This is a genomic window from Micromonospora sp. NPDC049801, assembly GCF_040656575.1.
Taxonomy (GTDB): domain Bacteria; phylum Actinomycetota; class Actinomycetes; order Mycobacteriales; family Micromonosporaceae; genus Micromonospora.
In genome coordinates this window covers 127554-139966 of sequence record NZ_JBFAMS010000017.1, presented here as the reverse complement: position 1 = coordinate 139966, position 12413 = coordinate 127554, and the positions used below count along the sequence as shown (strand labels likewise).

General features: G+C 71.9%; 11 protein-coding genes and 1 other RNA gene. 2 read left to right on the top strand and 10 right to left on the bottom strand.

What is annotated here, in order from left to right; all coding sequences use genetic code 11:
* Window positions 1–526 precede the first annotated feature (526 nt).
* Window positions 527–943, bottom strand: an RNA gene (gene rnpB / locus AB0I89_RS27445) — RNase P RNA component class A.
* A 108-nt stretch (window positions 944–1051) separates the two neighbouring features.
* The gene (locus AB0I89_RS27440) at window positions 1052–2008 is read right to left on the bottom strand and encodes a threonine/serine dehydratase (RefSeq protein ID WP_357132653.1); all 957 of its coding nucleotides are present in this window, start codon (window positions 2006–2008) and stop codon (window positions 1052–1054) included.
* Between the two features lie 174 nt (window positions 2009–2182).
* On the opposite strand from AB0I89_RS27440, the gene AB0I89_RS27435 reads away from it, so the two are divergent.
* The gene (locus AB0I89_RS27435) at window positions 2183–2944 is read left to right on the top strand and encodes a sulfite exporter TauE/SafE family protein (protein ID WP_357132650.1); all 762 of its coding nucleotides are present in this window, start codon (window positions 2183–2185) and stop codon (window positions 2942–2944) included.
* 18 nt (window positions 2945–2962) lie between these two features.
* On the opposite strand, the gene AB0I89_RS27430 is transcribed toward AB0I89_RS27435, so the two are convergent.
* Window positions 2963–4195: an MFS transporter gene (locus tag AB0I89_RS27430; protein ID WP_357132647.1), complete on the bottom strand. Its 1233-nt coding sequence runs from the start codon at window positions 4193–4195 to the stop codon at window positions 2963–2965.
* Between the two features lie 54 nt (window positions 4196–4249).
* Here AB0I89_RS27430 and AB0I89_RS27425 point away from each other — a divergent pair, with 54 nt between their 5' ends.
* The gene (locus AB0I89_RS27425) at window positions 4250–4708 is read left to right on the top strand and encodes a MarR family transcriptional regulator (protein WP_357132644.1); all 459 of its coding nucleotides are present in this window, start codon (window positions 4250–4252) and stop codon (window positions 4706–4708) included.
* A 699-nt stretch (window positions 4709–5407) separates the two neighbouring features.
* Here the strand turns inward: AB0I89_RS27425 and mctP are convergent.
* The 7 genes from mctP to AB0I89_RS27390 all read right to left on the bottom strand — a co-directional run bounded on the left by mctP (window position 5408) and on the right by AB0I89_RS27390 (window position 12297).
* Entirely contained in the window at window positions 5408–7063 is a 1656-nt protein-coding gene (gene mctP / locus AB0I89_RS27420) for a monocarboxylate uptake permease MctP (protein WP_357132641.1), read from the bottom strand.
* Between the two features lie 58 nt (window positions 7064–7121).
* Window positions 7122–7364: a DUF3311 domain-containing protein gene (locus AB0I89_RS27415; protein WP_357132638.1), complete on the bottom strand. Its 243-nt coding sequence runs from the start codon at window positions 7362–7364 to the stop codon at window positions 7122–7124.
* A 139-nt stretch (window positions 7365–7503) separates the two neighbouring features.
* Window positions 7504–8661: a bifunctional RNase H/acid phosphatase gene (locus AB0I89_RS27410; protein ID WP_357132635.1), complete on the bottom strand. Its 1158-nt coding sequence runs from the start codon at window positions 8659–8661 to the stop codon at window positions 7504–7506.
* A 3-nt stretch (window positions 8662–8664) separates the two neighbouring features.
* On the bottom strand, window positions 8665–9402 hold the full coding sequence (locus AB0I89_RS27405) for a C4-type zinc ribbon domain-containing protein (protein WP_357132632.1): 738 nt from the start codon (window positions 9400–9402) through the stop codon (window positions 8665–8667).
* Window positions 9392–10228 carry a Nif3-like dinuclear metal center hexameric protein gene (locus AB0I89_RS27400; RefSeq protein ID WP_357132746.1) on the bottom strand — a complete coding sequence of 279 codons (837 nt, stop codon included), beginning with the start codon at window positions 10226–10228 and terminating at the stop codon, window positions 9392–9394. The genes AB0I89_RS27405 and AB0I89_RS27400 overlap by 11 nt, the downstream gene beginning before the upstream one ends.
* Before the next feature lie 250 nt (window positions 10229–10478).
* Window positions 10479–11054: a flavoprotein gene (locus AB0I89_RS27395; RefSeq protein ID WP_357132629.1), complete on the bottom strand. Its 576-nt coding sequence runs from the start codon at window positions 11052–11054 to the stop codon at window positions 10479–10481.
* A 13-nt stretch (window positions 11055–11067) separates the two neighbouring features.
* Entirely contained in the window at window positions 11068–12297 is a 1230-nt protein-coding gene (locus AB0I89_RS27390) for a helix-turn-helix domain-containing protein (RefSeq protein ID WP_355241353.1), read from the bottom strand.
* Window positions 12298–12413 lie beyond the last annotated feature (116 nt).

The window sequence follows — 12413 nt, the reverse complement described above, 5'->3', positions numbered from 1 at the left end:
CCGGCACCTCGACTGCCATCGGGGGCAGGGCTTCCGACTGCCGCGCCAGTCCAACCCCGGGACAGGCTTGCCACCGCATCACCGGGTCGCGGCACCGGCTCCACCGCCAGGACGTGCTCGCCCCTCCCCACAGCCGCCGGCCCCAACCTCAGGACCACCGAGCGCCGGCCGCTTCGGCCGCTGGTGGCGCGCCGCTCGCGGGCCCGTGGTCCGGCCGGATCGGAGCCACCCGCTCCATTGAGCGTGATGCCTGTGAGTCATCTTGATGACTCACAGGCATCACGCTCAATGTGGTGTCCGCCCTCGGCCGTCAGCGCCGTCCGCCGTCGACCCGCAGGGGCGCGGCCCGCCCCCGCGAGGCCCCACAGCGGCACAGCCAGCCCAACGCGAAAGGGGGTCAACTGAGCTCGCGCTCAGGGCGTCTCCAGGGCGTCAAACGCCGCCCGATGTTGACCATGAATGACCATCGACGCCCGAACATAGAACCAGCTCAGAGCCTTGATCAGGCCTCTGAGCTGGTGGGCGACGGACGAGTCGACCTGTACGCCGGATTTTGTGCGCGGCGCGTACCCCGAGGGGTTTCACGCCGGCGGCGGCCATCCATCTCGGCCTGCCGTTGCCGGCAGGCTCTAGCGGCCTACCCGCAGACATTGGGCGGGCAGCCCTCAAGCGTCTGCGCCGGGTCGTCATCTTGCGGTGACGGCCCTTGCTTGGCCTTGCTCCGGGTGGGGTTTACCGAGCCACCCCGGTCGCCCGGGGTGCTGGTGGGCTCTTACCCCACCGTTTCACCCTTACCGTCCCCAATGGGGTCGGCGGTCTGTTTTCTGTGGCACTGTCCCGCGGGTCGCCCCGGGTTGCCATTAACAACCACCCTGCCCTGTGGAGTCCGGACGTTCCTCGGCGGCGGGCCGAAGCCCGCCGACGCGACCGCCCGGTCGACTCGTCCGTCGCGCCCCCATCCTAACGGCGTGGCGGGGATACCCTGTTCCGCCCCGGCTCAGCCGATGACGCTGGCGGGCCGGTGCGGCCGACGAGGGCGAGACGGCGGCGCTCAGGCCCCCAGGCGCGCCGTCCATGACACCACGTCGGCGACCGTCGAGTTGCCGCCGCAGAGCACGAGACCCAACCGGGCGTCGTCACCTACCCGCTCCCGTACCTGGCGGGCGGCCGGCAGCAGGCATCCGGCGGCCGGCTCGGCCCAGACCTTCGCATGCTCGGCCAACTCCACCGTCCCCCGTACCGCCTCGGCGTCGGAGACCACGAGCACGTCGCTGACCAGGGCGACCACGTGGTCGTAGGTGAGCGGCGAGACGGTCGGCGCGCTGAGCGTGGTGACGATCGACGACAGCGGCACCTCGACCGGCCCACCCTTGGCCAGGGCCAGCGACATCGCCTGCGCGCCCTCGGTCTCCACGCCCCAGACGCGTACCCCCGGTCGGCGTGCCCGTAGCGCAGCAGCCACTCCGGAGATCAGCGCCCCACCGCCGACGCTGACCAGCACGTCGGTCAACTCACCGGCGTCGTCGGCGAACTCCAGTCCGACCGTGCCCTGCCCGGCGAGCACCACCGGGTCGTCGAACGGGTGCAGCAGGGTCAGTCCGTCCTCCCGCAGCCGGGACATGAGCGCGAACGCGGCGGACATGCCGTCGGTCAGATGGACGTCGGCACCGGCCGCGCGGGCCACCTCGATGGCACGCGCCGGCGCCGTCCGGGGCATCACGACGGTCGCCGCCACACCCAGGGCGCCGGCCATCACGGCGACCGCGATGCCGTGGTTGCCACCACTGACCGCCAGCACGCCCGCCGCCCGCTCGGCATCGTCCAGGACGAGCAGCTTCGCCGCCGCGCCGCGCGCCTTGAACGACCCGGTACGTTGCAGCAGCTCCAGCTTGGCGGTGACAGGCACGCCGAGCAGCTCGGACAGGCCGGGGCTGGGAACGGTGGGTGTGTGAATCACGTGGCCGGCGATCCGGCCGGCGGCCGCCTCGATGTCCGCGAGTTCGATCATCGCTGAAGCGTGCCACAGCGGCGGCACGCTACCCCGGTCGCCCGGGGTGCGCGCCGGGCTGACCTGCTGAACGGGGTCACGACGGCCAACCCAGTGAGGTTTGGCGTCGGCGAGCGGGCGATTAGCCAGCCGATCGTGCGGGGGTTAAGTCGGCCGGGCTAGCCTCGTGGGGCTATGGATCTCTCCCACGCCGCGCTGCTGCTCGCCGCCGGTCTCGCCGCGGGCACTGTCAACGCGGTGGCCGGCGGTGGTTCGTTGATCACGTTTCCGGCGATGATCGCGGTCGGGTTGCCGCCGGTGCCGGCGAACGTCAGCAACTCCGTCGCCGTCTTTCCCGGGTACGTCGCCAGTGTGGCGGGCAGCCGCCAGGACCTGCCGCGCCCCCGCGCGCTCGCCACGTTGGTGCCCACCACGATCGTCGGCACGATCGTCGGGGCGCTGCTGTTGCTGGCGACCCCGGCCCGTGCGTTCGAGCTGGTCGTACCCTTTCTGGTTCTCGGCGCGACCGCGGTCCTGGCCTTCCAGGACCCGCTACGCCGGCTGGTCGGTCACCCCCGGGACCTGTCGCCACGCCAGCGGACGGTCGCGGTCCAGACGATGGTCGCGCTCGGTGCGGTGTACGGCGGGTACTTCGGCGCGGCGCTCGGGGTGATGCTGGTCGCCGGCCTGGCGCTGGTGCTCGACGCGACCCTGGCGCGGGTGAGCGCGATCAAGAATCTGCTCTCGGCCGTGGTGGGGTTGACCACGCTCGTGATTTTCGCCCTGTTCGGCCCGCTGAACTGGGCGGTGGTCGCGGTGGTCGCGCCCGCCACTCTCCTTGGGGGGTACGTGGGCGCCCGGCTGGTCCGCCGGCTGCCGGCGGTGGTGCTCAAGACGCTGATCGTGGTGTTCGGTACGACGATCGGCCTCTACCTGCTCTACCGCGCCCTGCGCTGACCCGCCGGACGCCAGCCCTCAGTACGCCTCGCCCACCGGCTCCTCGGGGGCGTGCTCGGTGTCGACGGCGGCGCGGTTCCAGCGGGACCAGAGGACCCGCTCGCCGTAGCCGGCGGCCATCATGTGCGCGAACGCCAGGTACACCAGCACCCCGACGGCGAGCACCCCGAACCCGACCCAGAACGGCAGCGCCAGGGACTGCTCGGCGAGCTTGCCGGAGATGATCGGGGCGGGCGCGGCGGCACCCCAGCGGACCAGGTTGAACGCGCCGGTGGCGAGCCGGCGGTCGCTGGAGCCGAGGCCGAGCGCCAGGTCGGTGAGGTTGGCGTTGGCGAGGCCCATGCACAGGCCGGCGAGCACCAGCACCACGAGCGCCTCGGCGGTGCTGGTCGAGGTCGCGAAGAGGACCATGCAGACCAGCAGCCCGGCGATGGCCACGCCGACGGTCTGCACCGCGCCGATCCGGTGGGCGAGCCGGTGGCCGATCACCAGGATGCCGGTGGCCAGGCCGAGGCCCCAGCCGGTGAAGGCGAGCCCCAGCGGGACGACGTCCAGGCCGAGGAAGAGCGGCGTGTAGCCGAGCACGACGAAGAACACGAAGTTGTACGCGGCGGTGACCACGCAGAGCGCGATGAACGCCGGGCGGCGGTAGGTGGCGAAGATCTGGCCGACGCGTACCGGGGCCTGGCGGTTGGTGGGCTCGCGCAGCTTGCGGGCGGCGACACCGAGGGCGAGGACCATGAACACGCCGCAGACGAAGAACGGCAGCCGCCAGGAGACCTGGCCGAGCAGGCCACCGATCAGTGGGCCGACGGCGAACCCGAGGCCGAGGGCGGTCTCGAAGAGGCCGACCACCCACTCCCGGTCGACGGCCAGGTTGACCAGCACCACCATGGCGGTGGCGAAGAACATCGCGTTGCCGAGGCCCCACACGCCGCGCAGCACGGAGAGCTGCACGATGTTGCCGCTGAACGAGGCGAGGATGGCGGCCAGGCCGACCACCGAGACACCGGCGACCAGCACCGGCTTGAAACCGAACCGGCCGCTGGCGAGCGTCGCCGGGATCATGCCCAGAGCCATGACCGCGATGTACGCGGTGAACAGCAACTCGACCTGCCAGGCGGTGACCCCGATCGCCTCGCCGATGGCGGGCAGGATCGGGTCGACGACGGCGATGCCGGCGATGGCGAGGAACGCCACCAGCGTGGTGGCGTAGATGGCACTGCGGTTTGGTTCGGATGACCGATCCACTCCGACTCCCCAATTAGCTGTATCGTACAGGTATTTACCCTGTATCCTACAGCTATGAGCGACGACGACGAGAGCACCCTCGGACTGATCGAGACCGAGGTGGCCCTGCTGATGCGCTTCGGCGAGGCCACCCGGCGGGCCACCGGGTCCGCCGAGCACCGGGTGCTCGACCGCGCGGCGTACGTCATCCTGCGGCACCTCGACGCCGCCGGCCCGCAGAACGTCTCCGCGCTCGCCGCGCGGCTCAACCTGGACGGCTCGACGGTGACCCGGCAGGTCTCCGCCCTGCAACGCGACGGCCTCATCGCCCGCGCCCCCGACCCCAGCGACGGGCGCGGCACGGTCATCTCCCCCACGACCGCCGGCCTCCAACGGATGGCCGCCGTGCAGGCCGCCCGCACCCGGCTCTACGGCGACATGCTCTCCGACTGGAGCCAAGAGGACCGCTCCACCCTGGCAGCCCTGCTGGGCCGCCTCAACCAGGCCCTGGTAAACCGCAACCGCCCCCGCTAACCCGCCAAGCGCCGCACCCGCTCAACGTCAAGATCCACGCAACTTCACCGATACTGCGGTCTCCGACGCAGTTGAGGCAGCAACATCCCTGATGTTGCGCACACCCCACCCCGGCCTGACCTGGGCGGACCCCGGCCCACCCCTCCCTACCCTGCCCCTCCGACCCGACCCTGCCCAGCCCGCCCCTGCCCGTCCCGGCCCAGCCCAGCCCGGCCAGGCCAGACCCGACCCGACCCGACCCGACCCGACCCTGTCGATCATGGAGTTGTGGTGGAGTACGAACCGGCGCAGTTAGTCATCATCCGGGCACCAGAACTCCATGATCGACGCGGGAGGTCGGGGCGCGGCCCCTTTCACCGCCACCGCCCGGCCGCGGGCGCTGCGCCGCACCCGTTCGCCGCCAAGATCGCGCAACATCCTGGATGTAGTGGCATCCCCGCCGCCCGACACCACTACAACAAGGATCGAGCACGATCTTGATGGTGGTAACGCGCGACCGGCGCACACAACAGGCGACGGGCAAGTGCGACCCGCGACCGGCGAGGGGCGAGGGGCGACGGGCAAGGGGCGACGGGCAAGGGGCGAGGGGCGGCAGGCGAGGGGCGGCGGGCGGGACTGCTGAGCGGCCCCGGGCGCCGGCCTCGCGGCGGGCGCCCGGGGAACGGGAACGGCAACGGGAACGGGAACAGGGAACGGGGGTCAGGCGACTGGTTCGCGGGCCGCCTCGGCGTCGCGGTCGGCGCCGGGGGTGACGCGCGGGTCGCCCTCGTCGGCGAAGTAGTCATCCGGTTCGGTGCCGTCGACTCCCTCGGGCGTCTTGACGGCCCGCAGGATCAGCGTCAGCAGGGCGGCGACGGCCAGGTTGACCAGCACCGCCACGATGCCCACGTAGATCGTCTTGGGCGTGTCGAAGCCGAACTTCTCCAGCGGGAAGTTAGAGCCGGCGAAGTGCGCCTTACCGGTCTGCTTGTTCCCGACCTGGTACAGCATCCACATGCCGAGGCCCATGCCGGCGACCCAGCCGGCGATCAGGGCGGTCCGGTGGAACCAGCGGGTGTAGAGGCCCAGGGCCACCGCCGGCAGCGTCTGGAGAATGATGACGCCGCCGATGAGCTGGAGATCGATCGAGAACTGCGGGTCGAGGAAGACGATGCAGGCAACCGCGCCGACCTTGACCACCAGTGAGGTGATCTTCGAGACGTTCGCTTCCTGAGCCGGGGAGGCGTCCTTCTTCAGGTACTCCTTGTAGATGTTGCGGGTGAACAGGTTCGCCGCCGCGATCGACATGATGGCCGCCGGCACCAGCGCGCCGATGCCGATGGCCGCGTACGCGACGCCGGCGAACCAGTCCGGGAACTGCTGGTCGAACAGCAGCGGCACGATCGTGTTGTTGTCCACGCTGCCGGCCGAAGCCCCCGGCAGCGGCTTCACGCCGGCCGCGATGGCCATGTAGCCGAGCAGCGCGATCAACCCGAGCAGCAGGCTGTACGCGGGCAGCGCCGACATGTTGCGCTTGATCACGTCACGGTTCCGGCTGGCCAGGACGCCGGTGATGCTGTGCGGGTAGAGGAACAGGGCCAGCGCCGAACCGAGCGCCAACGTGACGTACTGCAACTGGTTGTTGCCGTTGAGCAGGATGCCGTCGTTCGGGTTCGGTGACGCCTGGAACTTCGCGTCCGCCGCGTCGAAGATGTCGCCCCAACCGCCGAGCTTGTACGGCAGGTAGATGACCGCCACCAGGATCACGATGTAGATCAGGCTGTCCTTGACGAACGCGATCAGCGCGGGCGCGCGCAGCCCCGACTGGTAGGTGTACGCGGCGAGGATGGCGAACGCGATGATGATCGGCAGGTGCCGGGCCAGGGTGCTGTCACCCGTCACGCCCATCGTCTTGAGCACGGCCTCGATGCCCACCAGTTGCAGCGCGATGTACGGCATGGTGGCGACGATCCCGGTGATCGCGATGAGCAGCGCCAGCACGGGCGAGTCGAACCGCCGGCGGACGAAGTCGGCCGGGGTGACGAAGCCGTGCCGGTGCGAGACGGACCAGAGCCGGATCAGCACCAGGAAGACCAGCGGGTAGATGACGATCGTGTACGGCACGGCGAAGAACCCGGCCGCCCCGGCCCCGAACATCAGGGCCGGCACCGCCACGAAGGTGTACGCCGTGTAGAGGTCACCGCCGACCAGGAACCAGGTGATCCAGCCGCCGAAGCTGCGCCCGCCCAGGCCCCACTCGTCGAGGTGCGCCATGTCCTTTGGCGCGCGCCAGCGGGCGGCCACGAAGCCCATCGCGCTGACCAGCAGGAACAGCAACGAGAAAACGATGATCTCGGTGAGATGGTCGCGCCACATCAGCAAACCCCCTTCGTTCGCGACTGCGGGGCTCGCAAAACCGGCTCACTCCTCGCGCTCACCGCACACCCCGCTTCTTCGTCATCTGGTAGACGAGCGTCGTGGTGGCGACGCCGAGCAGGATCCAGGCCAGTTGCAGCCAGTAGTAGCGCGGGAATCCGAAGATCCGGGGCGCGTCACTGTTGAAGAACGCCGGGACCAGCGGCACCACGATGGGGATCAGGAGCAACCAGTTCCAGGGGCTGTGGTCCTTCGCCCTGGATGACGCCGTGGTAGGCGCCTCCGGTTCGGGTGCAGCCATCTGACACACCTCCGGGGAGTCGAGGCACTCGATGTAACGGCCGGAGGCTACGACTCTGTGACCGCCGTCACGATCAGGGCGCGGACGGCTCTGCGCCGAACGGCGCATCGGCTGCGCCGAACGGCGGGGGGCGCGCTGCTCAGGCGGCGGGCAGGTGCGCGGTGTCGTTGACCGTGCGGACGGCGATGCCGCCGTCGGGCCACAGGTCGAGCACCGAGATGCCGGCCGCGTCCAGGAAGAGCCGGTGCAGGAAGCCGTCGGTGGCGGCGAGGGCGTCGCGCAGCGCCAGCTTGATCGGCGAGACGTGCGAGACGACCACCACGGTCTCTCCGGGGTACGCCTTCGGCAGCGCCTCGACGACCCGACGCACCCGTTCGGCCACCTGGGTGAACGACTCGCCGCCCGGCGGGGCGATCCGCGCCGACGCGAGCCAGGCGTCCATCTCCCCCGGCCACTGCTGGCGTACCTCGGCGAAGGTACGCCCCTCCCACTGCCCGAAGTCGCACTCGATCAGGTCGGCCTCGGTGCGGACCGGCACGTCGCCGATCGCGTCGGCGATCGCCGCCGCGGTGGCCGTACACCGGGAAAGGGGTGAGCTGAGCACGGCCGCGACGGACGGGGCCAGCGCGGCCACGCGCGTGCCGGTGGCGGCGGCCTGGGCCCGGCCGCGCTCCGAGAGCGGCACGTCGCCGCGGCCGGAGTAGCGGCCCTGCTCGGTGTACGCGGTCTCGCCGTGCCGCACGAGGATCAGCCGGGTGGCGGTGAAGCTCGGACGGGGCTCCCAGGAGGCCGGCGCGGTCGCCGGGTCGCTGCCCGTCGACGTGCCTCCGGCCGGTGCGCTGGCCGAGGCCGGTGCGCTCGGGGACGCCGTTGGGGTGGGTCGGCCGGCGGCGGCGTCCATCGCGGCGTTGGCGAGCGCGTCGGCGTGCCGGTTCTCCTCGCGGGGGATCCAGGTGAAGCGGACCGCGCCGAAGCGGCCCACCAGCGCGGCCGCCTGCGCGGCGAGCGGACGCAGGCCGGGGTGCTTGATCTGCCACCGGCCGCACATCTGCTCGACCACCAGCTTGGAGTCCATCCGGACGTCCACCTCGGTGGCGGCCAGCTCGGCGGCGGCCCGCAGACCGGCGATCAGGCCCTGGTACTCGGCGACGTTGTTGGTCGCCGTACCCAACGACTCGGCGCGCTCGGCGAGCACCTCGCCGGTCTCCGGGTCGCGCACCACCGCGCCGTAGCCGGCCGGCCCGGGGTTGCCCCGGGACCCGCCGTCGGCCTCGACGACGACCACGCGCGGCGCCACGACCTACAGGCCCGACTCGTTGGTACGGACCATGATCCGCCGGCAGTCCTCGCAGCGGACCACGTCGTCCGGGGCGGCCTTGCGGATGCGGGCCAGGTCGGCGCCGGAGAGGTCCAGTCGGCAGCCGCCGCAGCGGCCGGCGGTGAGCAGCGCCGCGCCCAGCCCGGTGTCCTCGCGGATCTTGTCGTAGAGGGTGACCAGTTCGGCGGGGAGGTCGGCCGCGAGCGGCTGCCGGGCGCCCCGCTTGAACTCCTCGTCCTTGGCGATCTCGGCCAGCGCGTCGTCCCGGCGCTGCTCGGTGGCGGCCCGCTTCTCCCGGGCGTCAGCCAGCCGCTGCTCCACACCGTCGAGGACGCCCTGGGCGGTCTCCCGCTGCTCCATCAACTCCAGCTCGGCGTCCTCCAGGTCACCCTGACGCCGGTTCAGTGAGGCCAGCTCGTGCTGGAGCGCCTCCAGTTCCCGGGCCGGACCGGTGCCGGCGGCGAGCCGGTTCTGGTCCTTCTCCTTGCGGGCGCGGACCTGCTCGACGTCCTTTTCCAGGCGGGCGATGTCCCGGTCCAGGTCGTCGACCGCCACCTGGGCGCGTACCCGCTCGTCCTCCAGCGACGACAGTTCCCGGGCCAGTGCCTCCAGTTCGGCCCGCTCCGGCAGCGACCGGCGGCGGTGCGCGAGCTGGGCGAGGTTGGTGTCGAGCGCCTGAAGGTCGAGCAGGCGGCGCTGGACCTGGGGGTCAGCCTTCACGGTCGGGCTCCTTGTCGTCCACAACGGGTGCGGCGGCGTGCACGGTCCACGGGTCGGTGTCCAGGTCGGACACCAGCGTCTCGACGCCCGGCGCCTCCCGCAGGAAGGCGGCCAGGTCGTCCAGCCACGGTCGTTCGGTCGCCCAGTGGGCGGCCTCGATCAGGGCGGGACCATCGGCGGCGACGTGCTCGCTGGCCGGGTGGTGCCGCAGGTCGGAGGTGAGAAACGCGTCCACCCCGGCGGCGGTCGCGGCGCCGAGGAAGCTGTCTCCCGACCCGCCGCTGACGGCGAGGGTACGAACCATACGCCGGGGATCGCCTGCGGCGCGAACTCCCCAGGACGTGACGGGAAGCACGGCGGCGGCGTGCCGGGTCAGCTCGGCGAGGGTCATCGGGTGGGGCAGGTCGCCGATCCGGCCGAATCCACGGTCGTCACCGTGGGCGGGAGAGCCGGGCGCGGGCCGTTGCAGCGGGCGCAGCCCGGTCAGGCCGAACCGGGCGGCGAGCGCGTCGGAGACGCCCGGGGAGGCCACGTCGGCGTTGGTGTGCGCCGCGTAGAGCGCCACGCCGGCCCGGATCAGGTCGTGGACGATCCGCCCCTTGACGGTGGTCGGCGCGACCGACGACACCCCGCGCAGCAGCAGCGGATGGTGCGCGACGATCATGTCGGCCTCGACGGCGAGCGCCTCGGCGACCGTCTCGGGCACCACGTCGACCACGCACAGCACCCGGCGGACCGGGGCGGTCGGCTCACCGAGCACCAGGCCGACACGATCCCACTCTTGCGCCCAGACGGGCGGATAGCGGCGCTCCAACTCGGCCACCACGTCGCTCACCGTGGCGGCGGATCGGCTTGTGCTCACGGCGGGCCAGCTTACCGGCGTAGTGGCCATCGGGCGGTGACACCCGGCCCCGGCCGCGTCGGCCAGCGGTCCGGCCGCCCCTCGCCGGCCGCGAGCTGGCGACGCCGTGCGAGCCGCAGGTCTGACCGCGCGGCGCGCACCGCCGGTTGGGCGACACCGCGCCGGCTGCCGGTGCGGCAGCGCCGTCGACCCGCCGCCAACGCGCCGGGCCGGCTCAGGCCGCGCGGTACGCGACGGTCCGCAGCGCGGCGAGCGGCATCGCCCAGGGGAAGGCGTGCATGTGCTGCTCCCCCGTACCGGGTGGGTGCAGGGCCACCACGTGGTCACCGAAGAGCACGGTGATCCCCCAGTCCGCCAGCCGGGCCACGCCGGCCCGGAACGCCGGGTGGGCGGCCATCGCGACGTTGGTGTACGGCACGGCGACGATCGGGATGCCCTTGCCCTGTGCCTCGACGAGGAGGCCGAGCGCGAGGGTGTCGGCGATGCCGGCCGCCCACTTGTTGACCGTGTTCACGGTCGCCGGGCAGACGACCATGGCGTCGGCGGGCGGCAGCACGTCCGGGTCGCCGGGGTTCTTGTAGTGCGTCCGTACCGGGTGGCCGGTCTGTCGGTGAAGGGCCGCCTGGTCGACGAACTTCGCGCCGTCCGGCGTGGTGACCACGCAGACGTCCCAGCCGTCGGCCTGGGCCAACTCGACCAGGCGGCCGACGTGACGGGCCAACGGCGAACCGCAGGCGATGACGTAGAGCACCGCACGGTGCTCGCTGGTGTGTGGTTGGCCGGTCGTCACACCGGCTCCGCGCTCATACCCCTACTCCCATCTGCTCAGCCAACTCCGCTACCGGAGAAGGCGGCGCACCCCGTGTGCGACGAAGGACGTCGGACATCACCTCGTGGGCGATCGGCCGGCAGCGGATCTCCGACGGCGCGAGCCGGTCGCCGAGCAGCAGCATCTCGCCGGCGTTGGCCACGTCGCCGATCTGGGCGTACCCGCGGGCGATGTCGAGCAGGTGGTGGGCCCGGCGTTCGGGCAGCAGCGCGTTGAAGTCGGGCTCGGCGATGCGCAGTTGGTGGACCTCCACGGCGCGGCCCCCGTCGCCCAGCTCGACGGCGGCGGCGGCCCGGTGCAGCTCGACGTTCGTCGGGCCGAACGACGTCCAGTAGTGGTTGTGGTCGCCGCCGAGCAGGGTGGCGGCCTCCTGCGCACAGTTGATCAGGTCGTCGACGCTGGCCGAGTCGCCGATCCGGGACGCGGCCATCGCACCCTGCAACAGCAGCATCCCGTAGACGGACAGCCGGGCCGGCGAAACCTCGTTGCTGCCGCCCGGGGCCAACCGGTTGGCGATCTGGACGTTCAGCTCCAGCGCCGGCCGGGCCCGACCCATGGCGACCAGGGCGTTGCAGACGCGGGTGGTGGCGATGCCGGCCAGCAGCGGGTCGTCGGCGCGCTGGGCGACCGCCATCGACCGGTCGGCGGCCAGCCAGGCCAGCTCGAACTCGCCGAGCTTGCGCAGCACCGAGGAGGCGATCTGGTAGACCTGCCCGAGCAGGTGCGCCGCCTCCGGCGCCTGCGCCCCGCTGTAGGCGGCGTCGGCGGCCTGCGCGTCCCGCAGCAGCTTGGGCAGCGCGCGGGTGAGCATCCCGTAGCGGCCGTACTGGTAGGTGAGCCAGGCGTGGTTGACGGCCTTGCGCATGTCGTCCAGCGGCGGCGGGTACGGCACGGCGTCGAAGTACGCGCTCATCGAGTCGTACCGCTCCAGGGCGGCCCGGATCTCCTGCACCTCGATCTGGTCGATGCAGTTCAAGGCGTCCGTACGCCGCTCCGGGTCGCGGCCCAGCAGAAGCTGCACGTCCATCTGCAGGATGTCGGCGATCTCGTAGAGGACCGAGAACTTGTCCAGCCGGCGGACGCCCCGCTCGACCTTGTCGACCCAGCTCTTCGACTTGCCCAGGCGGTCCGCGAAGACCTGCTGCGACATCTTGCGTCGCCCCCGCCAGTAGGCCACTCGCCGGCCAATGGGTAGCTCGTCCATCTCCCCATCCCTCCCCTGCCACCGCCGAAGGGCGGGGCGCTGTCCGCGGGTGCGGCGATCAGTCGTTCGTCTTGCAGTTTTCGCTGGTCGCACAGCCTGTACGTCAGCCGGACAGC

Bases quoted from the DNA above. Each gene is read 5' to 3' on its own strand.
- AB0I89_RS27425 (WP_357132644.1), top strand. From the start codon at position 4,250: ATGAGCGACGACGACGAGAGCACCCTCGGACTGATCGAGACCGAGGTG.
- AB0I89_RS27435 (WP_357132650.1), top strand. From the start codon at position 2,183: ATGGATCTCTCCCACGCCGCGCTGCTGCTCGCCGCCGGTCTCGCCGCG.
- AB0I89_RS27440 (WP_357132653.1), bottom strand. From the start codon at position 2,008: ATGATCGAACTCGCGGACATCGAGGCGGCCGCCGGCCGGATCGCCGGC.
- AB0I89_RS27390 (WP_355241353.1), bottom strand. From the start codon at position 12,297: ATGGACGAGCTACCCATTGGCCGGCGAGTGGCCTACTGGCGGGGGCGA.
- mctP (WP_357132641.1), bottom strand. From the start codon at position 7,063: ATGTGGCGCGACCATCTCACCGAGATCATCGTTTTCTCGTTGCTGTTC.
- AB0I89_RS27415 (WP_357132638.1), bottom strand. From the start codon at position 7,364: ATGGCTGCACCCGAACCGGAGGCGCCTACCACGGCGTCATCCAGGGCG.